Source organism: Allochromatium tepidum (assembly GCF_018409545.1).
In the GTDB taxonomy this organism is placed as follows: Bacteria; Pseudomonadota; Gammaproteobacteria; order Chromatiales; family Chromatiaceae; genus Thermochromatium; species Thermochromatium tepidum_A.
The window spans coordinates 2051317-2077690 of sequence record NZ_AP024563.1 but is presented as its reverse complement, the minus strand read 5'-3'; the positions used below and the strand labels follow the sequence as shown (position 1 = coordinate 2077690).

General features: G+C 61.5%; 22 protein-coding genes and 2 tRNA genes. 15 read left to right on the top strand and 9 right to left on the bottom strand.

Annotated features, from left to right (window positions below; genetic code table 11):
• The first annotated feature begins 38 nt into the window (after nucleotides 1-38).
• From accD to Atep_RS10000, 9 genes are all read left to right on the top strand, one after another.
• On the top strand, nucleotides 39-932 hold the full coding sequence (gene accD, locus Atep_RS10040; protein WP_213381528.1) for an acetyl-CoA carboxylase, carboxyltransferase subunit beta: 894 nt from the start codon (nucleotides 39-41) through the stop codon (nucleotides 930-932).
• An 85-nt stretch (nucleotides 933-1017) separates the two neighbouring features.
• Nucleotides 1018-2151, top strand: coding sequence for a DNA phosphorothioation system sulfurtransferase DndC (gene dndC / locus Atep_RS10035; RefSeq protein ID WP_213378404.1), 1134 nt, complete (start codon nucleotides 1018-1020; stop codon nucleotides 2149-2151).
• 21 nt (nucleotides 2152-2172) lie between these two features.
• Nucleotides 2173-2376, top strand: coding sequence for a DNA modification system-associated small protein (locus Atep_RS10030; protein WP_213378403.1), 204 nt, complete (start codon nucleotides 2173-2175; stop codon nucleotides 2374-2376).
• A gap of 11 nt (nucleotides 2377-2387) precedes the next feature.
• Entirely contained in the window at nucleotides 2388-2546 is a 159-nt protein-coding gene (locus Atep_RS17150; RefSeq protein WP_213378402.1) for an AAA family ATPase, read from the top strand.
• A gap of 70 nt (nucleotides 2547-2616) precedes the next feature.
• Entirely contained in the window at nucleotides 2617-3564 is a 948-nt protein-coding gene (locus Atep_RS10020) for an IS1595 family transposase (RefSeq protein ID WP_213378308.1), read from the top strand.
• A 29-nt stretch (nucleotides 3565-3593) separates the two neighbouring features.
• Nucleotides 3594-5546, top strand: coding sequence for a hypothetical protein (locus Atep_RS10015; RefSeq protein WP_213378401.1), 1953 nt, complete (start codon nucleotides 3594-3596; stop codon nucleotides 5544-5546).
• The gene (locus Atep_RS10010; protein WP_213378400.1) at nucleotides 5543-7066 is read left to right on the top strand and encodes an ATP-binding protein; all 1524 of its coding nucleotides are present in this window, start codon (nucleotides 5543-5545) and stop codon (nucleotides 7064-7066) included. The genes Atep_RS10015 and Atep_RS10010 overlap by 4 nt, the downstream gene beginning before the upstream one ends.
• Before the next feature lie 73 nt (nucleotides 7067-7139).
• The gene (locus tag Atep_RS10005; RefSeq protein WP_213378399.1) at nucleotides 7140-7376 is read left to right on the top strand and encodes a DUF433 domain-containing protein; all 237 of its coding nucleotides are present in this window, start codon (nucleotides 7140-7142) and stop codon (nucleotides 7374-7376) included.
• Nucleotides 7373-7777, top strand: coding sequence for a DUF5615 family PIN-like protein (locus Atep_RS10000; protein ID WP_213378398.1), 405 nt, complete (start codon nucleotides 7373-7375; stop codon nucleotides 7775-7777). Before Atep_RS10005 ends, Atep_RS10000 begins: the two co-directional genes overlap by 4 nt.
• On the opposite strand, the gene Atep_RS09995 is transcribed toward Atep_RS10000, so the two are convergent.
• Together Atep_RS09995 and Atep_RS09990 are read right to left on the bottom strand one after the other, a co-directional pair.
• Nucleotides 7774-8721, bottom strand: coding sequence for an IS1595 family transposase (locus Atep_RS09995; RefSeq protein ID WP_213378308.1), 948 nt, complete (start codon nucleotides 8719-8721; stop codon nucleotides 7774-7776). The genes Atep_RS10000 and Atep_RS09995 overlap by 4 nt on opposite strands.
• A 378-nt stretch (nucleotides 8722-9099) precedes the next feature.
• Nucleotides 9100-10047 carry an IS1595 family transposase gene (locus Atep_RS09990; protein WP_213378307.1) on the bottom strand — a complete coding sequence of 316 codons (948 nt, stop codon included), beginning with the start codon at nucleotides 10045-10047 and terminating at the stop codon, nucleotides 9100-9102.
• A gap of 86 nt (nucleotides 10048-10133) precedes the next feature.
• On the opposite strand from Atep_RS09990, the gene folC reads away from it, so the two are divergent.
• On the top strand, nucleotides 10134-11411 hold the full coding sequence (folC, locus tag Atep_RS09985) for a bifunctional tetrahydrofolate synthase/dihydrofolate synthase (RefSeq protein ID WP_213378397.1): 1278 nt from the start codon (nucleotides 10134-10136) through the stop codon (nucleotides 11409-11411).
• 12 nt (nucleotides 11412-11423) lie between these two features.
• On the opposite strand, the gene Atep_RS09980 is transcribed toward folC, so the two are convergent.
• The 3 genes from Atep_RS09980 to ispH form a co-directional block, all read right to left on the bottom strand.
• On the bottom strand, nucleotides 11424-13049 hold the full coding sequence (locus Atep_RS09980) for an ATP-binding protein (RefSeq protein ID WP_213378396.1): 1626 nt from the start codon (nucleotides 13047-13049) through the stop codon (nucleotides 11424-11426).
• Nucleotides 13050-13125: 76 nt separating this feature from the next.
• Nucleotides 13126-14211, bottom strand: a complete 1086-nt coding sequence (gene thiO / locus Atep_RS09975) for a glycine oxidase ThiO (RefSeq protein ID WP_213378395.1) — start codon at nucleotides 14209-14211, stop codon at nucleotides 13126-13128.
• A 14-nt stretch (nucleotides 14212-14225) separates the two neighbouring features.
• A complete protein-coding gene (gene ispH, locus Atep_RS09970; protein ID WP_213378394.1) occupies nucleotides 14226-15191 on the bottom strand; it encodes a 4-hydroxy-3-methylbut-2-enyl diphosphate reductase in 966 nt (321 codons plus the stop codon).
• A 235-nt stretch (nucleotides 15192-15426) separates the two neighbouring features.
• Here ispH and Atep_RS09965 point away from each other — a divergent pair, with 235 nt between their 5' ends.
• A complete protein-coding gene (locus Atep_RS09965) occupies nucleotides 15427-15759 on the top strand; it encodes an STAS domain-containing protein (protein WP_213378393.1) in 333 nt (110 codons plus the stop codon).
• Nucleotides 15760-15785: 26 nt separating this feature from the next.
• On the opposite strand, the gene purB is transcribed toward Atep_RS09965, so the two are convergent.
• Nucleotides 15786-17159, bottom strand: coding sequence for an adenylosuccinate lyase (gene purB, locus Atep_RS09960; protein WP_213378392.1), 1374 nt, complete (start codon nucleotides 17157-17159; stop codon nucleotides 15786-15788).
• A 112-nt stretch (nucleotides 17160-17271) separates the two neighbouring features.
• Nucleotides 17272-17358 (bottom strand) — tRNA-Leu (locus Atep_RS09955).
• A 117-nt stretch (nucleotides 17359-17475) separates the two neighbouring features.
• Between Atep_RS09955 and rnr the strand changes: the two genes are divergently transcribed.
• The 4 genes from rnr (at nucleotide 17476) to Atep_RS09935 (ending at nucleotide 24721) form a co-directional block, all read left to right on the top strand.
• A complete protein-coding gene (gene rnr / locus Atep_RS09950; RefSeq protein ID WP_213378391.1) occupies nucleotides 17476-19896 on the top strand; it encodes a ribonuclease R in 2421 nt (806 codons plus the stop codon).
• On the top strand, nucleotides 19889-20632 hold the full coding sequence (gene rlmB, locus Atep_RS09945; RefSeq protein WP_213378390.1) for a 23S rRNA (guanosine(2251)-2'-O)-methyltransferase RlmB: 744 nt from the start codon (nucleotides 19889-19891) through the stop codon (nucleotides 20630-20632). Before rnr ends, rlmB begins: the two co-directional genes overlap by 8 nt.
• Before the next feature lie 48 nt (nucleotides 20633-20680).
• Nucleotides 20681-24574 carry a phosphoribosylformylglycinamidine synthase gene (gene purL, locus Atep_RS09940; RefSeq protein WP_213378389.1) on the top strand — a complete coding sequence of 1298 codons (3894 nt, stop codon included), beginning with the start codon at nucleotides 20681-20683 and terminating at the stop codon, nucleotides 24572-24574.
• Nucleotides 24575-24646: 72 nt separating this feature from the next.
• Nucleotides 24647-24721 (top strand) — tRNA-Val (locus tag Atep_RS09935).
• Nucleotides 24722-24908: 187 nt separating this feature from the next.
• On the opposite strand, the gene Atep_RS09930 is transcribed toward Atep_RS09935, so the two are convergent.
• Nucleotides 24909-25181 carry an oxidative damage protection protein gene (locus Atep_RS09930; RefSeq protein WP_213378388.1) on the bottom strand — a complete coding sequence of 91 codons (273 nt, stop codon included), beginning with the start codon at nucleotides 25179-25181 and terminating at the stop codon, nucleotides 24909-24911.
• 80 nt (nucleotides 25182-25261) lie between these two features.
• A complete protein-coding gene (gene mutY / locus Atep_RS09925) occupies nucleotides 25262-26332 on the bottom strand; it encodes an A/G-specific adenine glycosylase (RefSeq protein ID WP_213378387.1) in 1071 nt (356 codons plus the stop codon).
• Nucleotides 26333-26374: the final 42 nt, after the last annotated feature.

The following is a 26374-nucleotide window of genomic DNA, read 5'->3' as shown; positions in this document are numbered from 1 at the left end:
AGGTCCAGGCCCAGGCCACCGCCACCGTGAAGCAGGCCATGGACAAGGGCAAGAGCTGGTTCGAGAAGCTCATCCCCGACCGTATCCGTATCGATGCCAACACCAAGCGCGCCGTGCCCGAGGGCGTCTGGGCCAAGTGTCCGGGCTGTAGCGCCATCCTCTATCGCGCCGAGCTTGAGCGCAATCTGGAGGTCTGTCCCAAGTGCGGGCATCACAACCGTCTGAGCGCGCGCCGGCGGCTGGAGGCCTTTCTCGATGCCGATTGCCGCGAGGAGATCGGCGCCGATCTCGAATCGCTCGATCCGCTCAAGTTCAAGGATCTGAAGAAATACAAGGATCGGCTCGCCGCGGCCCAGAAGCAGTCCTCCGAGAAGGAGGCGCTGATCGTGATGCGCGGTCGACTCAAGGACGCGCCCATCGTGGCGGCGGCCTTCGAGTTCGGTTTCATGGGCGGGTCGATGGGGTCGGTGGTCGGCGAGCGCTTCGTGCGCGGCGTGGAGGCGGCGATCGAGCATCATTCACCCTATGTCTGCTTCTCGGCCAGCGGCGGGGCGCGGATGCAGGAGAGTCTGTTCTCGCTGATGCAGATGGCCAAGACCAGCGCCGCCCTGGCGCGGATGCGCGAGCGCTCGCTGCCCTTCATCTCGGTGATGACCGATCCGACCATGGGCGGCGTCTCGGCGAGCTTGGCGATGCTGGGTGACATCAATGTCGCTGAGCCAAATGCGCTGATCGGTTTCGCCGGGCCGCGCGTCATCGAGCAGACGGTGCGCGAGCAATTGCCCGAGGGCTTCCAGCGCAGTGAGTTCCTGCTGGAGAAGGGCGCGCTCGACATGATCATCGACCGGCGCGATCTGCGCGAACGGCTGGCGGATCTGCTGGCGCTGCTGATGCACCGTCCGCGTTATTGCCGGACTGTGGTGCCGGTTTAGACGATTTCCGCACACACAGTGATTGATGATACTCCGGACATCGTTAAACCAAGACGCTACCTTAATAAGCAAACAGACACCAATCATGCCAGCCGCTAGTCAGCCGTCAGCCGTCAGCCATCATTATGATGATGGCCGGGATGGCACTCATTGTTTAGACTGTATCGTCGCTGATATTCGGCGCGAGTACCTATCCCCTGCACAAAATCACCCATGGATTCTGGGCTTTTCCGGCGGTAAAGACAGTACCCTTGTGCTTCATGCTGTGATCAATGCCATGCTGGGCATTGATCCTGAGCGGCGCACTCGCGAAGTCCATATTGTTTCCAACGATACCTTGGTCGAAAGTCCGCTTGTCATGGCTTACCTGCGTAGCGTGCAGGAACGCTTGCGTGAGGCGCTCGGTTATCTGCGGCTGCCGGTTAGCGTCACCACCACGCGGCCTGACCCCGCTCAGACGTTTTGGGTGCTCCTGATCGGTCGCGGCTATCCATCGCCCAATCAAAATATGCGTTGGTGTACTGATCGGCTAAAGATTCAGCCGACCAGTTGCTACATCCTTGACCACGTTAGCCAACACGGCGCGGCTATTCTAGTGTTGGGCGTTCGTAAAGATGAAAGCCAGTCCCGCCGCGCCAGTATCGAGCGCCACCGCAATTTGAACGACTCCAATCTGACGCCTCATACGAGTCTGCCGGGTGCCCTGATCTATCGCCCCATCATGGATCTCACAACTGACGATGTTTGGGAGATCCTTGCTGAGCACGCGCCACCCTGGGGCGGAACGCATGCTGATCTTATCCAGCTTTACCGTGATGCGGAAGGCGGGGAATGCCCGGTTGTCCTCAGTAAAGACGAAGCACCCGGATGCGGGACTAATTCCAGTCGTTTTGGCTGTTGGACCTGCACCGTTGTGGAGAAGGATCGCAGTCTTCAGGGTTTTGTCGACGCCGGACGCCATCAATATCAACCACTGGTTGATTTTCGAAACTGGTTACGCGAAATCCGCAACGACCCCCAGCATCGTAGCGTGGAGCGCCGTAACGGACGTATCGAATTCAAAGACGGCAAACATGTTCCAGGTCCATTCACGATTCAGGCGCGCCGCATGATTCTGGATCGATTGCTCGAGGTGCAGCATGAATTTGGAGATATCCTAATCAGTCAGGAAGAGATTGACATGATCCATTCTGTCTGGACCCAGGAACTCACAAGGTAAGCCCCATAGGAGTTTTACGCCATGCCGGACACTCACTTGCAAGACTTACCACTTTGGAATGATCCCGAAGCGCGAGCCATATTGTATCAACTCTGTGAAAAGCATCGTGTGCCGCAGGATGTTCTTGAAGAACTGGTTGGTATCGTTCGAGATCGGCTACATCAAGAGCGGCGGCACGGCATCAATAATGCCTTTGCAGAAGTATTTAGTCGAATGGATGATTGAGGATAAGTGTAATGTGGATTTCTCGTCTTGAGTTACAGAATTTCAAAAGCTATTCTCATCAAGTTTTTAATTTTCCACGCCCAACAAATGGTAAGCATGTTATCGTTATTGGCGGGCGTAATGGTTATGGAAAAACAACTCTGCTAGAGGCGTTATATCTTCCTGATTAGTTACGAACCTCAGCAGACTCGTCTCTTCTAGTCTACACTCTCAGTAGATGCCACTCACCGGAGACAGCTGATGCCTCAGAACACGATTCAGTTTCAGAAAGGCTTGAGTTTGCCGGAGTTTCTCCAGAACTACGGAACCGAGGACCAGTGCAAACAGGCCCTTGAACAGTGGCGTTGGCCGCAAGGCTTCGTCTGCCCGAGCTGCGGACACGCGGGTGAGCCGGTGCGCTTGCGCACGCGGGCGCTGTTGCAGTGTCGCCACTGTCATCATCAAACCTCACTGATCGCCGGAACGATCTTTGAGGCGACCAAGTTGCCGCTGACGACCTGGTTTTCGGCGATGTTTCTGCTGACACAGCAGAAAAACGGGATCTCGGCCCTGGAGCTCAAACGGCATCTGGGCGTGTCCTATTTGACGGCGTGGCGGGTTAAGCACAAATTGTTGCAAGTCATGAAAGAGCGCGACGATCAAACGCCGCTCAGCGGCGTCATCGAGGTCGACGACGCCTACTGGGGCGGCGAGCACCACGGGGGCAAGCGCGGGCGCGGCTCACCGAACAAGGTTCCATTCATCGCCGCGCTCTCGTGCGACGAGGACAACCACCCCATCGGCCTGCGCTTGGGTAAAGTCGCCGGCTTCCGCAAAACCGAGGTCGAACGCTTCGCCAAGCGCCACTTTGACCCCAGCGCCCTCATCCGCACGGATGGATTGTCCTGCTTCAGCGCCATCGCCGCGGCCGGATTCGAGCACCAGCCGATCGTCACCGGCGGCGGCCACCCCAGCATGGAGATTCCTGAGTTCCAGTGGCTCAATACCGTGCTGGGCAACGTCAAAAACAGCCTGCAAGGCTCCTACCATCATCTCAGCGGCAAGCATCTGCCGCGCCACCTCGCCGAGTTCTGCTATCGCTTCAATCGCCGCTTCGACCTCGCCGCCATGCTGCCGCGCTTGGGCAAAGCCGCGGTGCGTACACCCCCAATGCCGCATCGCCTCCTCAAACTAGCTGAGCTATGTTAATAATCAGGAAACAATGAATTACAGTGAGCATGAATGTGCTGAGCTTCGTAACTAATCAGGTATATCTTTGTCTTTATGGCAAGGATGCGATGCCGCATCTTGCCCGTGCTGGACTAAGCTCTGAAAAAGGCTATCCATCATTTTTGGAGCGTGCCTTAAATGGTCATGCACTGAGTACGGATCGTGATTCAATGTCAGTAACGGTTAAAATTATTAACCAGAATGATGAGGGTATTCAAGTCAAACGTAGCTGGTTTTTTAAGCCAAATGGTGATTGGACAGCGCGTGAAGAAATCATGCTTCAAACCGTGCGGCATGGTCAGCCTGATCGCGTATTGCCAGCAGAACAGATCAACGAACGACTTGAGCGCGAATTTATTCCTGCGCACATTGCGCCATTTTTCTTTTTTGATGGAGAAGAGGTTAAAAAACTTGCCGACCAAGATCGGGTTGAGCAAGTTAAGCAGGGAATGGAAGGTTTGCTTGGGGTTACTCTGCTCAGAGAACTCGAGCAAAGTCTCACTCATTTTCAAATTAAGCAAAAACCCGAAAAAGGATCAAGCGCGACACCAAGCCGGGTTGCTGAGCTTTCAGAAATATTACAAAAGCGGGACGAAGAACAGAAAAAATTAAAAGAAAATAAATCACGTCTTGAAGCAGAACTGAAATTATCAAAGGAACGTAGACAGGATTTAATGAACCGCACTATGGCGCTTGGAGGCGGGTCCGGCGACATTGCAAATGTCAAAGAAATTATGGAGGAAAAAGGAATCCTCAAGCAAGAGCGCGAAAAATACGAAACAAATCTTGCGCAAATGCTGGCAGATAAGTTGCCATTTCACTTAATGCGACAGGATCTTCGCGACGATTTAATTGCGCAGTGGATGTCGGAGCTGGAGCTTGGGCGTTGGGAGGCGCGGCGCACATCAATGGAGCCAAATCGTCAGCGATTTCTCGAAACTTTTTTTGATCTCGCCGAACCACCTATTGACCCAACGCTCAATAAAGCACAAGAAGACGCTATTCGCCAGCGTATGGAACTGGCTTGGCAGGGATTGTTTTTTCCAGTACCTGCCGGCTGTGCTGAGACGGTGATTCATACTTGGATTCACGATGAAAAACGGTCTGAAGCGCTTACTCTTTTTAATAAAATCAGGATTGGTGGGCAGACAATTCTGAAAACGCTGGATCGCATTCTGAGTTTGCGGGAGCGTGAACACGAATTAGACCAGCGCCTAACCCGAGTTGAGGGCATTGATCGAGATGGCACTCTAGCGAAAATCAAAGGAGCGCTAGGCGAGGTCAACCAAGAAATTGAAAAAGCTGAGCATGAACTTGGCGGAATCGAGCGGCAACTGATCGCATTGGAAGCAACTATTGCGCAGGATCGTGCGACTTATGAGCGCGAGCATGAAAAGCTAATCCAAACCAGTCCGGCCCTATCAAGTATCGCCAAGGCTGAGCGCGTCAGGCTGCTGATCGGCGAACTCATTCCTAGTCTCTATGCACTGAAGACTAAGCGTCTCAGCGAAAGCATGACCCGCGTCTTTGGCAATTTAGCACATACGCCATGGTTCGACCGCATTGTCGTAGATGAAATGGGTCGATCAACTCTATTTTCAGTAGATGGCAACGAAGTATCGTTTGATCGATCTGCTGGGGAAAATCAGCTTTTCGTGACGGCGTTGCTGGCTGGACTCGCCGAAGTTTCAGGCATTCAAGCACCTTTAGTTGTCGATACTCCGCTTGGTCGATTGGATGTAACACATCGCGAAAACATTCTCGATTTCTGGCTTTCAGATAGAACGCGGCAAGTGATTTTACTATCGCAGGATGCTGAAATCGGTCCGGATCTGATGAAACGTCTCCAGCCCGCAATTGCTAAAACTTGGCTTCTTCATCATGAGGTCATCGGCCAAGGGGTTGGAAAAACGATCGCTTACGAGGATCACTATTTCCAGTTCGAGGAAATGCCCGCATGAGTACGACATTTGCAATCGAAGACGTTTGGGGTGCCAGTTTTAATACTTCCGGAGATGCTTGGCGGGAGACTGATCGGTTACGGTCGTTGCTCGGTCTGGAGACTCGCGCCCAGATTGCTCGGCTTGCCATCGGACGCTCCCTAGGGCATGACGAAGTTGCGCCCGACGCACCGGACCGGTTGGGAAAAGGCATTCGTGGGCACATCCTGTTTGAGGGACGCGAGTTGTCGCTCTGGATTGGAATTCTGGTGACGCAATGCATCCGCGAAGCGAAAAAGAAAGATGTTCAACTCTCTGATCTACAGGACATGGTCAGGCGCCACTGGCATCGCGGCGTCATGTTGCTTCAAGCGGACTGGCAGGAGGCCAGCGAGGATTACAAGCAGTTCGTCGAACTTCTAGTTACACGGCGCGCCACTCTCCCGGAACAGGTTTTGGATGACGAGGACTCCGAAGATCCGGGTTTCACGATTCGCACTGGTCCGGCGCGTCCTCTGTATATCGAACTCGGTGCCTCAACGAAGGATAAAAGTCCGTTTCGCTGGCTGGTCAATGGCGTCGGTTATGCCCCGCACATGGCGATCATGGGGCAGGCAGGATCTGGTAAGACACGCACCATGCTGTCTACGCTGCGTCAGTTGCGTCATCAGGCAGGGGTTCCTATCATCCTACTCGACCTTGGCAAAGGTGATCTGGCAAACGATCCTGATCTAGCACGTGATCTGGGAGCCACTGTTCTGCATGTACCCGAAGCACCGATTCCACTTGATATGTTTCATGGTTCCAACCGTTCCGACAGTCAGGCATCGGATCTGGTACTCGGCTTTCGAGATTCATTCAAACGGGTGATGCAGAGCAAGCCAGGCGCAAAACAGCTTGATCATTTCCGTGAAGCACTTAAGCCGTTGTTCGCTCAGTCGTCTCATATCACGCTGGAACAGATCCGGGATCAGTTACGACGCTACTACGACACTCAGGGACTGGGAACTGACAGTATTATTGCTACCGCGAATGACTTAACCGAACGCACGTTGTTCGTTCCTGAGCAGTCACCGGCGCAGTTTTTTTCGCAAAGTTGGATCATTGCCTTCGGATCGGCGCGCGAAACGGTTCGTAATCTCGCCGCTTTCTTGCTGCTGGACACACTCAATGTCTGGCTTCGAGGCTCCGGTGAAGCGGCACGTGACGATGAGGGTCATCGTGCACTCCGAATGATCCTGGCGATCGATGAAGCACGTCCGGTGCTGTCTGCACAACATCCGGCGTTATCTGACAATATCCGTCTGCATCGTGCGAAAGGGCTGATGGTCATGCTGGCCTCACAGTCCCCTGACGATTACGACGGCGCGGCAGACGATTATCTGGAAAATATTGGATTGCCTATCTGTTTCAAAACAAATGCTCAAAGTACACGTGTACTTCAGAGCATGTTCAGGTCGCGAGTCAATTTTTCTGCACTCGCTTCAGGACACTGTCTGACGGTGCATGAACAGCAAAGTCTGGAAATCAAGGCATTCTGACCGATATGCAGAAAGGGGTATTTGTCAAGTCCCCGGAGATTATAGACACGCTATGCCATGAGGCCGGATGCGCATGAATTTCCCCGATCTCGAACGAATTACCATCGATCCTCGCGTGATGGGCGGCAAACCCTGCATTCGCGGCATCCGGATCACGGTTGGAGCCATCACCGGACTGCTGGCGTCCGGGGAATCCATCGACTCGGTGTTGGAACTCTATCCCAGCCTGGAGCGTGAGGATATCTACGCCGCCTTAGCCTATGCGACTTGGCGAGCTGAGGAATATGACGTAGTGCTCAAAGCCGGATGAAGATTCTGCTCGATATGAATATGCCGATGGTCTGGGAGGCGTTCTTGCGCGATGCTGGACACACGGCGATACATTGGAGTCGAGTCGGAGCGATTCGTGCGCTTGATGAGGAGATCATGGCTTGGGCGCGTGAACATAATTATGTCGTCTTCACACATGACCTGGACTTTGGATCCTTGTTATTCCTGACCAATGCGACGGCGCCGAGCGTCATTCAGATACGTGCGGAGCACATTCTGCCGAAGTCCGTTGGCACCGCTGTACTGGAGACCCTAGAGATCGCAGCAACGGCGCTCGAAGAGGGGGCGCTGGTCATCATCGACCCACGCCGACACCGGATTCGCTTACTGCCACTGACGCCTCCTGCTGAATCATCGAATAAAACACAACCTGATTATTAACATAGCTCAGCTAGTTTGAGGAGGCGATGCGGCATTGGGGGTGTACGCACCGCGGCTTTGCCCAAGCGCGGCAGCATGGCGGCGAGGTCGAAGCGGCGATTGAAGCGATAGCAGAACTCGGCGAGGTGGCGCGGCAGATGCTTGCCGCTGAGATGATGGTAGGAGCCTTGCAGGCTGTTTTTGACGTTGCCCAGCACGGTATTGAGCCACTGGAACTCAGGAATCTCCATGCTGGGGTGGCCGCCGCCGGTGACGATCGGCTGGTGCTCGAATCCGGCCGCGGCGATGGCGCTGAAGCAGGACAATCCATCCGTGCGGATGAGGGCGCTGGGGTCAAAGTGGCGCTTGGCGAAGCGTTCGACCTCGGTTTTGCGGAAGCCGGCGACTTTACCCAAGCGCAGGCCGATGGGGTGGTTGTCCTCGTCGCACGAGAGCGCGGCGATGAATGGAACCTTGTTCGGTGAGCCGCGCCCGCGCTTGCCCCCGTGGTGCTCGCCGCCCCAGTAGGCGTCGTCGACCTCGATGACGCCGCTGAGCGGCGTTTGATCGTCGCGCTCTTTCATGACTTGCAACAATTTGTGCTTAACCCGCCACGCCGTCAAATAGGACACGCCCAGATGCCGTTTGAGCTCCAGGGCCGAGATCCCGTTTTTCTGCTGTGTCAGCAGAAACATCGCCGAAAACCAGGTCGTCAGCGGCAACTTGGTCGCCTCAAAGATCGTTCCGGCGATCAGTGAGGTTTGATGATGACAGTGGCGACACTGCAACAGCGCCCGCGTGCGCAAGCGCACCGGCTCACCCGCGTGTCCGCAGCTCGGGCAGACGAAGCCTTGCGGCCAACGCCACTGTTCAAGGGCCTGTTTGCACTGGTCCTCGGTTCCGTAGTTCTGGAGAAACTCCGGCAAACTCAAGCCTTTCTGAAACTGAATCGTGTTCTGAGGCATCAGCTGTCTCCGGTGAGTGGCATCTACTGAGAGTGTAGACTAGAAGAGACGAGTCTGCTGAGGTTCGTAACTAATCAGGTGAATATTTAAGCTTTGAACTGTTGGGACGCTGAGTAATGACCAAAACTCGTTCGGTCGCGCGCTCCGATTCACCATCCCAGATCCAAACACGTCTGGTATGAATCGAAAGGGTGAGTGGTCCTTTCGTTCCATCGCGAATCGTGACGGTTGGCCAGGTATAGGAGGCCAACTCCTTGGCATAGACATCCACCCGCATCGGTTCAGTATCTGCGCGCCGCTGTGTGGGTTTAGCTCCACGTTTGGACGTGGGTTCCGGAACGCTCACAACCGGCTCACTGAGATAAATGTTCCTGATTATTAACATAGCTCAGCTAGTTTGAGGAGGCGATGCGGCATTGGGGGTGTACGCACCGCGGCTTTGCCCAAGCGCGGCAGTATGGCGGCGAGGTTGAAGCGGCGATTGAAGCGATAGCAGAACTCGCCCAGGTAGCGCGGCAGATGCTTGCCGCTGAGATGATGGTAGGGGCCTTGCAGGCTGTTTTTGACGTTGCCCAGCACGGTATTAAGCCACTGGAACTCAGGAATCTCCATGCTGGGGTGGCCGCCGCCGGTGACGATCGGCTGGTGCTCGAATCCGGCCGCGGCGATGGCGCTGAAGCAGGACAATCCATCCGTGCGGATGAGGGCGCTGGGGTCAAAGTGGCGCTTGGCGAAGCGTTCGACCTCGGTTTTGCGGAAGCCGGCGACTTTACCCAAGCGCAGGCCGATGGGGTGGTTGTCCTCGTCGCACGAGAGCGCGGCGATGAATGGAACCTTGTTCGGTGAGCCGCGCCCGCGCTTGCCCCCGTGGTGCTCGCCGCCCCAGTAGGCGTCGTCGACCTCGATGACGCCGCTGAGCGGCGTTTGATCGTCGCGCTCTTTCATGACTTGCAACAATTTGTGCTTAACCCGCCACGCCGTCAAATAGGACACGCCCAGATGCCGTTTGAGCTCCAGGGCCGAGATCCCGTTTTTCTGCTGTGTCAGCAGAAACATCGCCGAAAACCAGGTCGTCAGCGGCAACTTGGTCGCCTCAAAGATCGTTCCGGCGATCAGTGAGGTTTGATGATGACAGTGGCGACACTGCAACAGCGCCCGCGTGCGCAAGCGCACCGGCTCACCCGCGTGTCCGCAGCTCGGGCAGACGAAGCCTTGCGGCCAACGCCACTGTTCAAGGGCCTGTTTGCACTGGTCCTCGGTTCCGTAGTTCTGGAGAAACTCCGGCAAACTCAAGCCTTTCTGAAACTGAATCGTGTTCTGAGGCATCAGCTGTCTCCGGTGAGTGGCATCTACTGAGAGTGTAGACTAGAAGAGACGAGTCTGCTGAGGTTCGTAACTAATCAGGAAACACAATGACTCGCCACTTTGTAACCCTTGCCGACTGGCTCGACTGGCAGGCCGCGTTGTACCCAAAGCGTATGGATCTGGGCCTGGAGCGCGTGGCAACGGTGTGGGCGCGTCTTGAGCCCAAGCCTCTGCCGTGTCCGGTGATCACGGTCGGCGGCACCAACGGCAAGGGCTCGACGGTCGCCATGATCGAGTCGATGGCGCTCGCGGCCGGCTATCGATGCGGCGTCTATACCTCGCCGCATCTGTGCCGCTACAACGAGCGGGTGCGGCTCGACGGCGTGCCGGTCGCGGATGAGGCGCTGTGCGAATCCTTCGAACGCATCGACCGGGCGCGCGGAGAGATTTCGCTGACCTATTTCGAGTTCGGCACGCTCGCCGCGCTCGACATCTTCGTCCGCGCTCAGCCTGATCTGGTGGTGCTGGAGGTCGGACTCGGCGGGCGGCTCGATGCGGTCAACCTGATCGACGCCGATGTGTCGGTAGTGACCAGCATCGGGCTGGATCACACCGACTGGCTGGGCGACAGCCTGGAGTCGATCGCGCGTGAGAAGGCCGGGATCTTCCGTGCCGGACGTCCGGCGATCATCGGTCAGCGCGACGCCCCCGAGACACTGCGCGCGGAGGCGACGCGAATCGGCGCGCTTCCGATCCGGCTCGGGCACGAACTCGACCATGCTCGAACCCTTGAAGGCTGGATCTGGACCGGGCCGGATGGACAGCGGCTGGCGCTTCCGATCCCGGCGCTGCGTGGGCCTTTCCAGCTCGACAACGCCACCGCCGCCATCGCGGCCCTGACAGCCTTGCGCGAACGGCTCCCGGTTCCGGTCAACGCCATCCGTGCCGGTTTGCAGCGGGCACGTCTGCCGGGACGTTTCCAGGTCATGCCGGGCGCCGTCACCTGGATTCTGGACGTGGCTCACAATGGCGAGGCGGCTGAAGCGCTGGCCGCCAATCTGCGCGATTTTGCCTGTCCCGGACGCTTGCGTGCCGTAATCGCGGTGCTGGCCGACAAGAACCCTGAACGTCTCGTTACGCCGATTCGCGAATACGTGAACGACTGGTATCTGGCTCAGAGCGAGGACGCGCGCGCTCTGCCGGTCGAGCAATTGAGCGCACGTCTGGATGGGCTGATCGGTGCGAACCGGCGCGGCGCCTTTGGGGGCGTCGCCGAGGCGATCGGGGCTGCTTTAGCCGAATCCGTGCCCGGCGATGCGCTACTGATCGTCGGCTCGTTCACGACGGTCGGACAGGCGCTTCGACATCCGGCCTGTCCGGTATAGAACGCACGGCGTTCAGGCCACACGCCGCCAATCGGCCTGAATGAGATTGCGCGCCGCACTGCCAAACACCAGCCCCACTTCGAACAATCCGCGCCCAGGCGTACCGCGATACTTCTCGCTATAACCGCGCGCCTGGATCTGTTCCAGAGCGGGGTTGGCCGCTTCAGCGGACTCGCCATCAACAGCGTCTCCTGCATCCTCCGCAACGACCTTCGAAGCCGCCGCCCCGCGATCGAGCTTGAATTCCATGACATAGGTGTAGCCGGCGATCCGCACCGTCAGATCCGCCTGCCCGTGATTGGTCAGGTCTTCGGGAATGATCTCGGCATTGAGACTGGCGAGAAAGGCATAGAGCACGCTGGCATAGTAGCCCTCGGACTCGGGCAGATCATTGCCGGTGAAATTGCGCCAGGGGATACCGGCGAACAGTCGTTTGATGGCCGCGACCAGCGCCGGCAGATCGCCCTGGGTCAGTGCCTCGCCCAAGCCCGCTTTGTAGCGCAGGCGTTCGATGCTGATGTCGGCATAGGCGTCGATGAACTGATTGTTCAACGCGGTGCGTACTTCCTGATTCGGTATCCGCAGCCGAAAGGTCAGTTCACCCCAGGTCTGCTCGGTCGACTCCACCGTCAGATAGCCGCTCTGAAACAGCAGGGTGATGGGATTGATGCGCTCGATATCGAAGGAATCGAGGATCTCCTCGCTGACTTCGATCTGCTCCAGGCTCGGCAGGAAGTAGCGCCGGCACTGGAACAGCTTGATCAGAAAACTCGGGCTGCCGGTCTCGAACCAGTAGTTGCGGAAGCTATGGCCCTTGTCGATGAACAGCAGGATGTCATAGGGGTTGTAGACCGGCTCACCGAGGAAGGCATAGCCGTTGTACCAGCGTCGGACCTCGTCCCGATCGACGCCCTGCAAGTGGGCGCCAAAGGTGTTTTCGAGATCCTGTTGCGTATAACCGCAAATGGTCGCGAACCTGGGGGCCAGTGTGATGTCGTTGAGCTGATTGAGTCCCGAGAACAGACTGACCTTGCTGAACTTGGTCACGCCGGTCATGTAGACGAAGCGCAGATGAGCATCCTGCGCCTTGAGCACCGAATAGAGGTTCTTGAGTCCCTCGCGGATCTCGGCGGCGCGTTCGGGACGATCGATGTTGTCGAGGATCGGTTTGTCGTACTCGTCGACCAGTACGACAACCGGCCGGCCGGACTGCGCCTGGGCGTGGCGAATCAGGTCGCTGAAGCAGCCGGGGACATCGTTGTCGTGCCAGTCACAGCCAATCCCGAGACGCTCACCGTTGTACTCGATCAGGCGCCGGATGCGTTGCTCCAAAGCGGCGCGGCTGTCGATCACCCCAGCGGCGAAATCCAGCACGATCACCGGATGGCGCTGTTCCCAGTCCCAGTGATCATGGATGTACAGTCCGCGAAAGAGTTCCTCGCTGCCCTCGAACAGTTCCTTTAGCGTATCGAGCAGCAGGCTCTTGCCGAACCGGCGTGGACGCGAGAGGAAATAGGCTCCACTGTCTTGCGTCAGGGTGGCGATGTGCGCGGTTTTATCCACATAGCAGAAACCACCCTCGCGCAGTTTGCGGAAGGTCTGAATGCTGATCGGTAGTGGTCGCTTCGCATCAGGCATGGCGGCAAGTCCGAGTGATCTGTCGTGCCGGCCATTGTCGGACACTTGATAGACGGCTGTCAGCTTCCAGCACCGTTCAGCGACCGGCGTTCAACGCATAGGGTGCCGGGTCGATAATCGGCTCGCGACCGAGCATGACATCGACCATGAGCCGTGCCGAGGCCGGTCCCATGACCAAGCCGTTGCGGAAATGCCCGGCGTTGAAATACAGCCCTTCGATCCCCGGATAGGCGCCGATGTAGGGGATCCCGCTCGGCGAACCGGGACGCAATCCCGACCAGTGATCCTCGATCGGCGTGCGTCTGAGCACGGGGAAGAGGTCGATGGCGTCGTGGTAGAGGGCTTCCTTGTCCTCGGCCGTGGTGCGTTTGACGAATCCGGCGTGTTCGAGTGTGCTGCCGAAGAGCACACGCCCGTCGCGGCGCGGAATGGCATACCGACCGGCGTGCAGTGTGATGTGATTGATCTGACCCGGCTTGGCATGGAACAGGAGCATCTGACCCCGTACCGGCCGAATGTCCGGCGGCGTGCCCAGTTGTTCGAGCAGCTTGGCGGTCCAGGCGCCGGCACAGATGACGATGCGCTTGGCTTCGACCTGACCCTTGGGTGTGCGCACGCCACGCACCCGGCCCTGCTCGACCAGCAGTTCGCACACCTCCTCGCGTTCGCGCAGATCGATACGCTTTTCGAGTGCGCGCCGGACCGCTTTCGACAGCCGGGGCGGGCGTAGCTGAGCGATGCCGGGCAGGTGCAGGGCACGCGCCGGACGCGGCCCCAGTTCGGGCTCGATCGCGTGCGGCGCCGGTTCCTGGAGGATTTCGATCGGCTGGCCGTGGCGCGCGCCCCAGTCGAGTGCCTGGTCGAGATCCTCGTCGTCCAGGACCAGCATGCCGTTGATCGTGAACTCGGGATCGATCCCGGTCTCGTCGAGGAGCTGTGTGGTCAGCGCGGGATAGACGCCCTGGCTCCAGCGTGACAGGGCCGTGATCGGCTCGGGCGCGCGCCAGGGATAGAGCGGCGAGACGATGCCGCCGCCGGCCCAGGAGGACTCACGCCCGGTCTCACCCATCTCGATCAGCGTCACCTCGGCGCCCGAGAGGTGCAGTTCACGCGCGGTCAGCAGACCGATGATGCCGCCGCCGATGACCAGAACATCCCGCATCAGGTTTCCCCTATCTAAGAGTCTTGCGCCAGTTCGCGCGGCAGTGCGAAGACGACCTGCTCGCGGATGCCATCCTGTTCGACGATCTCGCCGGCGCCCCAGTCCTTGAGCTGGGCGATCACGCGCTCGACCAGGATCTCGGGGGCGGATGCACCGGCGGTCAAGCCGATGCGCGCACGACCGCTCAGCCAGTCGCGCCTGATGTCTTCGGGACCGTCGATCAGATAGGCGGCGCAGCCCTGTTTCTCGGCCAGCTCGCGTAGCCGGTTGGAGTTGGAACTGTTCGGCGAGCCGACCACCAGCATCAGGTCGCAGCGCTGGGCCAGATCGCGGATGGCGTCCTGGCGGTTCTGGGTGGCGTAGCAGATGTCGCTCTTCTTCGGCCCCCGGATCGCCGGGAAGCGGGCCTGGAGTGCGGCGATGATCTCGCGGCTGTCGTCCATCGACAGCGTGGTCTGGGTGACATAGGCCAACCGTTCGGGATCGGCGACGGTCAGTGATTCGACATCGGCGGCCTTCTCGACCAGATGTATGGCGGCGCCGTCGGCGGCCTCGACGAACTGGCCGAGCGTGCCCTCGACCTCGGGGTGGCCGCGATGACCGATGAGCACCACGCTCACGCCGTTCTTGCAGTGGCGCGCGACTTCCAGATGGACCTTGGTGACGAGCGGGCAGGTGGCGTCGAACACCCGCAGACCGCGTGCCTCGGCGGTCTGACGCACGCTCTGGGGCACGCCGTGGGCGCTGAAGACCAGGATGGCGTCGTTCGGTACGTCGTCGAGTTCCTCGATGAAGATGGCGCCGCGCTCGCGCAGTCCGTCGACGACGAAGCGGTTGTGGACGACTTCGTGGCGGACGTAGATGGGCGCGCCATAGCGTTCGAGTACGCGCTCGACGATGGCGATGGCGCGGTCGACGCCGGCGCAGAAACCGCGTGGGTTGGCGAGTTCGATATGGAGAGCGTGTTGGGTCGCAGTCATGGTATTGGGAGGATAAGCGATGATGTCGGATTGAAACAGAGAGCCAAAGTAGGGTTTTTGGCCTGTCGCAGGCGGTCCGGACGCCCGTCGATGCTCTGCCGTTCTAGCCGCCGGTCGAGCTCCGGGACCGGTTCGGGGCGCGCACGGCTTGATAGATCGATGCGGGGAACCTGGATTTCGGTATGATTCCGGCCCATCTGCTTCAACCATCGATCCCCAAGGAATCCAAACACAGATGAGTATCGAGTCGAACAAGAACGCCGGCGTACTGGTGGTCATGCCCAGGGGGCGTCTGGATACCCAGGCTTCGCCCGAGGCCGAGCAATTCATCATGCAGGCCATCGATCAGGGCGAGAGCCGGATCCTGATGGATTTCGGCGCCACCGACTACATCTCCAGCGCCGGTCTGCGCGTGCTGCTCAAGGCCACCAAGCAGATCAAACAGGTGGGTGGCGCCTTCGGACTCTGCAATGCCAACGAGCAGATCCGTGAAGTGCTCAAGATCAGCGGCTTCGAGACCCTCATGCCTTGTTACGAGGGTCTCGATGAGGCGTTGGCGCGTCTCTGAAGGCCCGTCCGCGCCTTGCCCGGATCTCAGATGGCGCGCGCCAGCTTGGCGGCTTCGCCGATGTAGCGAGCGGGCGTCAGGGCCTTGAGTTCGGCCTTGGCTGAGTCCGGGATCTCCAGGGTCTCGACGAAGGCGGTCAGGGCTTCGGCGCCGATGCGCCGTCCGCGCGTCAGTTCCTTGAGCTTTTCGTAGGGCTGCTCGACACCGTGACGGCGCATCACGGTCTGGATCGGCTCGGCCAGCACTTCCCAGTTGGCTTCGAGATCGGCGGCCAGGCGAGCGGGGTCGGCTTCCAGCTTGCTCAAGCCCTTCCGGATCGACTGGAGCGCGATGCTCAGATGGGCCAGTCCCACGCCCAGGTTGCGCAGTACGGTCGAGTCTGTCAGATCACGCTGCCAGCGCGAGATCGGCAGCTTGCCGGCCAAATGTTCCAGGATGGCGTTGGCGATCCCGAGATTGCCCTCGCCGTTCTCGAAGTCGATCGGGTTGACCTTGTGCGGCATGGTCGAGGAGCCGACTTCGCCGGCGATGGTGCGCTGCTTGAAATAGCCGAGCGAGATGTAGCCCCAGACGTCGCGGCAGAAGTCGATCAGGATGGTGTCGAAGCGGGCCAGCGCGTCGAACAGCTCGGCCAGATAATCGTGCGGCTCGATCTGGGTGGTGTAGGGGTTCCAGGTCAGGCCCAGCGATTCGACGAAGGTTTGCGCCAGCAACGGCCAGTCGACCTCGGGATAAGCGACCTGATGCGCGTTGTAGTTGCCGACGGCGCCGTTGATCTTGCCGAGTAGCGCGACCTCGGCCACGCGCGCGCGCTGGGCGCGCAGACGGTGCACCACGTTGGCCAGTTCCTTGCCGAGCGTGGTCGGGGTCGCGGGCTGGCCATGGGTGCGCGAAAGCATCGGCTGGTCGGCGTATTGGTGGGCGAGGGCGCGGATCGCCTCGATCAGGGCGTCCATCTGCGGCAGCAACACCCGCTCGCGCCCGGCCTGGACCATGAGACCGTGCGAGAGGTTGTTGATGTCCTCAGAGGTGCAGGCGAAATGGATGAATTCGCTGACGGCCGTCAGTTCGGCGTTCTCGGCGATGCGCTCCTTGAGGAAGTATTCGACCGCCTTGACGTCGTGATTGGTGGTGCGTTCGATCTCCTTGACCCGCTCGGCGTCGGCGAGACTGAAGTCGGCGGCGATTTGGTCGAGCAACTGGTTGGCGGATTCGGAGAAGGACGGGACTTCCCGGATGCCGGGGTGATTGGCCAGCGTCTGGAGCCAGCGCACCTCGACCAGGACGCGATGATGGATGAGTCCGTATTCGCTGAAGATTGCGCGCAGGTCTGCGGCGCGGTCTCCATAACGGCCATCCACCGGTGAGATCGCGGTGAGCGTGGAAAGCGGCATCGACATAGGCTGGCTCCAATCGAGGATCTTGAACGAAAACGGACACATAAAAAAAGGCGCCGCATCCTGAGATGCAGCGCCTTTTCGATATCACCCTCGTGGGTGATTGCGGAATCTTTGGTGCCGAGGAGAGGACTCGAACCTCCACGAGCTTTCGCCCACATGGACCTGAACCATGCGCGTCTACCAATTCCGCCACCTCGGCAGTCACTGTTTGCTTCGGCTTTTTGGCCTCGCCCCCAGTGGAGACGCGCATATTAGTGAGACAGGATGACCCTGTCAAGGGTACACTAACAACTTTATTCGCAACGACTCCTCTATAGTGACCAAACGCCGATCAGCCACACCTGCCAAGAGCGCGGACCCCCATCGCCAACGCGAGGCGCGGAAGTACGCCAACCCCATCCCGAGCCGGGAATTCATCCTCGAAACCCTGGCCAATCACGGCGCGCCGCTCGCGTTCGACGAGATCGCCGCCGCACTCGCGCTCTCCGATGAACAGGATCTGATCGCGCTCGAACGCCGTCTCGGCGCCATGGTCCGCGACGGCCAACTGGTCCGCAATCGCAATCACGCCTTCTGTCCGGTCAACAGCCGCGACCTGATCGCCGGGCGCGTCATCGGGCATCCCGACGGCTTCGGTTTCGTGCGGCCCGACGAGGGCGGGGACGATCTCTATCTCTATCCCAAGGAGATGCGCGCGCTCTTCCACGGCGATCGGGTGGTGGTGCGGGTGGCCGGGCGCGATCGGCGCGGACGGCTCGAAGGCGCGCTGGTCGAGATCCTGGAGCGCAACACCCATAGCGTGGTGGGACGCCTATATAAAGAGAGTGGCGTCGGTTTCGTGGTGCCGGATCACAAGCGGCTCACCCATGACATCATCATCCCCAGCGACCGGCTCGCCGGTGCCGAGCAGGGGCAGATCGTGGTGGCCGACATCACGGATCAGCCGACCCAGCGCACCCAGCCGATCGGCCGCATTCGCGAGGTGCTCGGCGATCATCTGGCCCCCGGCATGGAGACCGACATCGCCATCCGCGCCCACAACCTGCCGGTCGAGTGGCCGGATGAGGTCATGGCCGAGATCGCGGGTCTGACCGAGGAGGTGCCGGAGGCGGCCAAGGCCGGGCGTGTCGATCTGCGTCATCTGCCGCTGGTGACGATCGACGGGGCCGATGCGCGCGACTTCGACGATGCCGTCTACTGCGAGCGCAAGCCCAAGGGCTGGAAGCTGCTGGTCTGTATCGCCGATGTCTCCAGCTATGTGCGCCCCGGCACCGCGCTCGACCGCGAGGCCCAGGCGCGCGGCAACTCGGTCTATTTCCCGGATCGCGTCGTTCCGATGCTGCCCGAGGTGCTCTCCAACGGACTCTGTTCGCTCAATCCGCATGTCGACCGGCTGTGCATGACGGCCGAACTCTATGTCAACCGTGAGGGCCAGGTCACACGCGCCCGCTTCTTCGAGGCGGTGATGCGCTCGCATGCACGGCTGACCTATGATCAGGTCGCGGCCATGGTGGTCGACGGCGATGGCGAGCTGTGCGAACGTTTCGCCGAGATCCTGCCGCATCTACACGAGCTCTATCAGCTCTACAAGGCGCTCCAGGCGGCGCGCGCCGAGCGCGGCGCGATCGACTTCGACACCACTGAAACCAAGTTCCTGTTCAACGAGCAGGGACGAATCGAATCCGTGGTGCCGCTGGTGCGCAACGACGCCCACAAGATGATCGAGGAATGCATGCTGGCGGCCAATGTCGCGGCGGCACGCCAGTTCCAGCGCAAGCGGTTGCCGGGGATCTATCGCATCCACGACCTGCCGAGTCAGGAAAAGCTCAACGATCTGCGCGAATTCCTGGCGCAGTTGGCGCTGAAGCTGCCGGGCGGCGAGAAGCCGACGGCGGCGGACTATGCCGCGTTGCTGGAGCAGATCAAGGAGCGCCCCGACCGGCGTCTGATCCAGACCGTGCTGCTGCGCTCGATGCAGCAGGCCATGTACAGCACCGACAATGCCGGTCACTTCGGTCTGGCCTTCGACGCCTACACCCATTTCACCTCGCCGATCCGGCGCTATCCGGATCTGGTCGTGCACCGGCTCATCAAGCACCTGATCGCGGGTGGTACGGCCTCGGATCTCGATTACACCAAGACCGAGCTGCAACAGGTCGCCGAGTGGTGCTCGGGCACCGAACGGCGTGCGGATGAGGCCACGCGCGACGCCGAGGACTGGCTCAAGTGCGAGTTCATGCAGGACAAGCTGGGCGAGAAGTTCGACGGCACCATCACCGGCGTCAATTCGTTCGGCATCTTCGTCGAACTCGACGAGGTGCGTGTCGATGGGCTGGTGCACATCACGGCGCTCGACAACGACTTCTATCATTTCGACCCCATCGGTCATCGTCTGCATGGCGAGCGCACCGGCATGGTCTATCGTCTCGGCGACCGGCTGCGGGTGCAGGTGGCGTCGGTCAACCTGGATGACCGCAAGATCGATTTCGTGCTCGCCGAGCCGATGGCCAAGACCGGACGTCGCTGGCCGAAGCCGGGCGGCGAACCGGTGCCGACTGACGCGAAGCCCAAGCGCGGCAAGCGACAGGGTGGGCCATCGGGCGAGCGTCCGACTTCGGAAGCCGCCGCCAAGAGCGACAAAGGCGGCATGACCGATGCCGGCAAGTCCGCGCCCAAGAAATCGCGTTCGCGCTCCAAGCGCAAGCGTTCGTTCAACGCTGTGAAGCACGATGACTGAGTGCGCGCCCGTCGGGGGCATCCACAGTGTCCGCGCGGCGCTGAAGTTCGGCGCCGAGGGTGTCGATGAGGTCTGGCTGGAGCGGTTGCGGCGTGACCGGCGCCTGCAGGAACTGGCGGATCTGGCGCGCGAGGCCGGTATCCGGCTGCGTCAGGTCGAGCGTGCTGAGCTGGAACGAGCCGCCGCCGGGGTCAATCATCAGGGTGTGCTCGCCTGGGTGCGGGTGCCGTCCTCGCGCACCGAATCCGACCTGACGGCGCTGCTCGATCGACTCGATGTGCCGCCATTCCTGCTACTCTTGGACGAGGTTCAGGATCCGCACAATCTCGGCGCCTGTCTGCGTACCGCCGAGGCGGTCGGCGTCCAGGCCGTCATCGCACCCAAAGACAACGCGGTCGGGCTGACGCCTGTGGTGTGCAAGGTCGCCAGCGGTGCCGCCGAGACGCTGCCCTATGTCCAGGTGACGAATCTGGCGCGGGTCATGGACGCACTCAAGGAGCGCGGCATCTGGCTGACCGGCACAGCGGGCGAAGCGAGCGACGAACTCTATGCCGCCGATCTGACCGGCCCCCTGGGTCTGGTGATGGGGGCCGAGGGCAGCGGACTGCGCCGTCTGACCCGCGAGCGCTGCGATCGTCTGGTGCGTCTGCCGATGTGCGGCCGGGTGGAGAGCCTGAATGTATCGGTCGCCGCCGGCGTCTGTCTCTATGAGGCGTTGCGTCAACGGCGCACCTAGCTGTCTTTTTCTGTCGACAATCACCCAAGTCCCTAAAGAGCAACGCCGATGCTTGTCCTCCGTGGCGCGCCCGCCTTCTCCGAACTCCGTCTCCAGAAACTGGCCGACCGGCTGCGCGAGCTGACCGGACTCCACATCCGGCCCTATGCCGAGTATGTGCATTTCGCCCAGGTGACGGCTGAACTCAGCGCCGAGGAGCGCGCCATCCTGGAGCGTCTGCTGCGCTATGGGCCGAGCCTGCCGGCGCATGAGCCCGAGGGACGTCTGGTGCTGGTGGTGCCGCGACCGGGGACCATCTCGCCCTGGTCGTCGAAGGCGACCGACATCGCGCACAACTGCGGCCTGAAGACGATCCGCCGTCTGGAGCGCGGCATCGCCTATTATCTGACCGGCGAATCGGCCGAGATCGACGGCCATGTGCTGGGGGCGGCGGCCGCCGTTCTGCACGACCGCATGACCCAGGTGGTCCGCTTCGATCTGGACTCGGCCGGTCAGCTCTTCGAGTCCGCCGAGCCGCGTCCGATGCAGCGGGTCGACGTCATCGGCGCCGGACGTCCGGCGCTGGAAACGGCCAATCTCGAACTGGGCCTGGCGCTCTCCGACGACGAGATCGACTATCTGACCGAAAACTTCAGCGCGCTCGGCCGCAATCCGACCGATGTGGAGCTGATGATGTTCGCCCAGGCCAACTCCGAGCACTGCCGGCACAAGATCTTCAACGCCGACTGGGTGATCGACGGCGAGCCGCAGACCCATTCGCTGTTCGCCATGATCCGCCATACCACCCAGAGTTCGCCCGAAGGCGTGCTCTCCGCCTACAAGGACAACGCCGCCGTGCTCGAAGGCTGGGAAGGACGGCGTTTCATCCCTTGTCCCAAAACGCGCGTCTATTGCGAGTCCGAGGAACCCATTCATCTGTTGATGAAGGTCGAGACCCACAATCACCCGACCGCCATCGCGCCCGATCCGGGCGCGGCCACCGGCTCGGGCGGCGAGATCCGCGACGAGGGCGCGACCGGGCAGGGCGCCAAGCCCAAGGCCGGTCTGTGCGGCTTCTCGGTGTCGAACCTGCGTATCCCCGGTTTCGAGCAGCCCTGGGAGGTCGATCACGGCAAGCCGGAGCGCATCGTCTCGGCGTTCGACATCATGATCGAGGGACCGATCGGCGCGGCGGCTTTCAACAACGAGTTCGGACGGCCCAATCTGGCCGGCTATTTCCGCACCTACGAGCAGGCGATCCCCGGCCCGGACGGCCGCAACGAACTGCGCGGCTATCACAAGCCGATCATGCTCGCCGGCGGCATGGGCAACATCCGCGACGAGCATGTCGAGAAGCGCCCCTTCCCGGCGGGCACGCCGCTGGTCGTGCTCGGCGGACCGGCGATGCTGATCGGTCTCGGCGGCGGTGCGGCCTCCAGCATGGCGTCGGGCGCCTCGGCCGAGGATCTGGATTTCGCCTCGGTGCAGCGCGCCAACCCTGAGATGCAGCGGCGCTGTCAGGAGGTCATCGACCGCTGCTGGGCGCGCGGTGAGGACAATCCGATCCTCTTCATCCATGACGTCGGCGCGGGCGGACTGTCCAACGCGCTGCCCGAGCTGGTGCACGACGGCGGACGCGGCGGGCGCTTCGATCTGGCCGCGATCCCGAGCGACGATCCCTCGCTGTCGCCGATGGAACTCTGGTGCAACGAGTCGCAGGAGCGCTATGTGCTGGCGGTCGCCGCCGAGCAGCTGGACGAGTTCAAGGCCATCTGCGAGCGCGAGCGCTGCCCCTATGCCGTGGTCGGCGAGGCGACCGAGATCGAGCATCTAACGCTCGAAGACGCCGCGCGCGGTGAGCGCCCGATCGACATGCCGCTCTCGCTGCTGCTCGGCAAACCGCCGCGGATGCGCCGCGAGGTCGAGCGTCTGCCGTCACCCGGCGCGCCCTTCGACACCAGCGGCATCGAACTGAGCGACGCCATCGCCCGCGTGCTTCGTCTGCCGACGGTCGCCGACAAGAGCTTCCTCATCACCATCGGCGACCGCAGCATCACCGGACTGGTGGCGCGCGAGCAGATGGTCGGTCCCTGGCAGGTGCCGGTCGCCGACTGCGCCGTGACCCTGAGCGATTTCAGCGGCTACACCGGCGAGGCCATGGCCATCGGCGAGCGCACCCCGCTGGCGCTGCTCGATGCCCCGGCCTCGGGCCGGATGGCGGTCGGCGAGGCCATCACCAACATCCTCGCCGCCGACATCGCCGTGCTGGGCGACATCAAGCTTTCGGCCAACTGGATGGCCGCCGCCGGACATCCGGGCGAGGATGCCCGGCTCTACGACACGGTGCGCGCGGTCGGTCTGGAACTCTGCGCCGAACTCGGGATCGCGATCCCGGTCGGCAAGGATTCCATGAGCATGAAGACGGTGTGGAACACGCCCGAGGGCGAGCGGCGCGAGATGACTTCGCCCCTGTCGTTGATCGTCTCGGCCTTCGCGCCGGTCGAGGACGTGCGCGACACCCTGACGCCGCAACTGCGCACCGATCAGGGCGACACCGATCTGATCCTGATCGATCTCGGGCGCGGGCGCAACCGGCTCGGCGGCTCGGCGCTGGCGCAGGTCTACAACCGGATCGGTACCGAGCCGCCGGACCTCGACGATCCCGATCTGCTCAAACGCTTCTTCGCGGCGCTCCAGGAACTGCGCGCCGAGGGCATGATCCTGGCCTATCACGACCGCTCCGACGGCGGTCTGCTCGCGACCCTGTGCGAGATGGCCTTCGCCGGACACTGCGGTCTGGACATCGACCTGGCCGCGATCGGCTCCGACGTGCTCGCCGCCCTGTTCAGCGAGGAACTGGGCGCGGTCATCCAGGTGCGCCATACCGACACGGATGATGTGCTCCAGATCCTGGAGTACCACGGTCTGGCCGAGTTCAGCCCGGTGATCGGGCTGCTCGACGACAGCGACCAGATCCGTATCTGTCATCGTTGCTGCACCCTGTTCACGGCCGATCGTGCCGAGCTGCAACGGCTCTGGTCCGAGACCAGCTACCGGATGCAGGCGCGGCGCGACGATCCCGAGTGCGCGGCCGAAGCCTTCGCGCGTATCGGCGCACCCGATCCGGGCCTGAATGCGGTCCTGACCTTCGATCCCGACGACGACATCGCCGCACCCTACATCGAACGCGGGGCGCGTCCGCCGATCGCCATCCTGCGCGATCAGGGCGTCAATGGTCAGATCGAGATGGCCGCCGCCTTCCATGCCGCCGGCTTCTCCTGTGTCGACGTGCATCTATCCGATGTCATCGCCGGGCGCGTGGATCTGGCCGATTTCCGGGGTCTGGTGGCCTGTGGCGGCTTCTCCTACGGCGACGTGCTGGGCGCGGGCGAGGGCTGGGCCAAGACCATCCTGTTCAACGCCCGCGCGCGCGATCAGTTCCAGGCGTTCTTCGCGCGTACCGACACCTTCGCGCTCGGTGTCTGCAACGGCTGCCAGATGCTCTCCAACCTGCGCGAGCTGATTCCGGGTGCCGATCACTGGCCGCACTTCGTGCGCAACCGCTCCGAGCAATTCGAGGCGCGCACGCTCATGCTCCAGGTCGAGGCAACCCCCTCGGCACTGATGGCAGGCATGGCCGGATCGCGGATGCCGATCGCCGTGGCGCATGGCGAGGGGAGGGCGGAGTTCCGCGACGCGGCCCATCTGGCGGCGGCCGAACCCTGGGTGGTGGCGCGCTATGTCGAGAACGACGGCCGGATCGCCGAACGCTATCCGGCCAACCCCAACGGCTCGCCCAACGGCATCGCCGGACTGACCACCACCGACGGGCGCGTCACCATCCTGATGCCGCATCCCGAGCGCGTCTTCCGGGCCGTCCAGAACTCCTGGCATCCGGATGACTGGGGTCAGGACGGTCCCTGGATGCGGCTGTTCCGCAATGCGCGCGTCTGGGTCGGCTGATCGGGTGAGGTGATCGAGTGCGGCTGGGCTTGTCAGGCCCCGCCAATCCGGCTATCATTCGCCGTCTGTTCAGGGCGCATAGCTCAGCGGGAGAGCACTGCCTTCACACGGCAGGGGTCGGTGGTTCGATCCCACCTGCGCCCACCAAATAAAATCCCTTCAGAATCAACCGGCTCTCAAGCCGGTTTTTTTCTTGCCCGCCTGCTTGGGCCAACTCATTGGCCACCCGTTGCCGGTTGCTGTCCGGACCTCACTCGAATCGATCTCGGTTCGGCTTGTCGACTACCGGACCGGAAACATTCGCCGTGACGCGGCTGGACCAGACCAGCCGCCCTCAAGCCGAGGGCGGCGTATAGCCGGACGGCGTCTCGGCCCCCTCACCGAAGAAATAGCGTTCCATCTGCTCTTCGAGGAACAGGCGCGCCTTGGGGTCCATGGGGCTGAGACGATTCTCGTTGATGAGCATGGTCTGGTGGCGCAGCCAGTCCTGCCAGGCGGACTTGGAGACCTGCTCGAAGATGCGCCGGCCCAGTTCGCCGGGATAGGTGGGGCGGTCGAGTCCCTCGGCCTCGCGACCGAGTTTGATACAGTGGACGGTACGGCTCATGATCGGTCAGTCCTCACTCAAGACAGCGTTCGGCACTCAGCATCGAAACAGGCCGGGATCGACCGTGCCGGATTCGGGCTTCAGGCGCGGTCCAGATCGGCGAGGATCCGGGCGACAGGCGCGGGTAGCCCGAGCTCGCCAACCCGGCCCAGCGGACTCCAGCTCCAGCCGACGCTGTCCTGAACCCGCGACGGATAGGCCCCCAACTCGATTCGGGCCGGCTCGATCCTGAGATGATAGTGACTGAAGGTATGACGGCGCTCGGCGAGCCTTTCAACCCGCTCGGGCCGAACGCCGAACCGATCCAGGCACCAGTCGGCGATCGACCCGATGTCCGAGGCCGGGACGCCGGTCTCGGGCAGACTCCAGAGTCCGCCCCAGATCCCGGTCGGCGGACGCCGTTCGAGCAGGATCTCGCCGGCCGGATCGAGGATGGCGAGTAGGGTGGTCACGCGCGTCGGCAGTTCCTTGCGCGGACGCGGCGCAGGCAGTTCACGCTGTCGTCCCTGAACCTGGGCGACACAGCGCCCGACGAGCGGACAACGCGCACAGTCCGGGCGCGCGCGGGTGCAGAGCTTAGCCCCGAGATCCATCATCCCCTGGTTGTAGGCCCCCGCGCGTACCCGAGGCGTACAGCACTCGGCGAGCCGCCAAAGTTCGGCCAGCACCGCACTCTGTCCCGGCCAGCCCTCGACACCGAAGACGCGCGCCAGCACCCGCTTGACGTTGCCGTCGAGGATCGGATGACGCTGCCCGCAGGCCAGCGACAGAATGGCCCCAGCCGTCGAGCGCCCGATGCCCGGCAGACTCTCGACCGCCGCGAAGTCGTCTGGAAAGACGCCGCCATGCCGCTCCCGGATCAGCACGGCCGCGCGATGCAGATTGCGCCCGCGCGCGTAGTAGCCCAGCCCCGACCAATGCGCCAGCACGGCATCGAGTTCGGCCGCCGCCAGATCCGCGAGCGTCGGAAAGGACGCCATGAAGCGCTCGAAATAGGGAATGACCACGCCGACCTGGGTCTGTTGCAGCATGATCTCGGAGACCCAGACCCGATAGGGCGTGGGATCGCGCTGCCAGGGCAGGTCATGGCGACCGTGCCGGTCGAACCAGTCCAGCACGATGGACGCAAACTCCTCCGGTGACGGGGTCATGGGCAATCGCGAACGGGACGGTCGGGGAGGATCGGAAGCGCT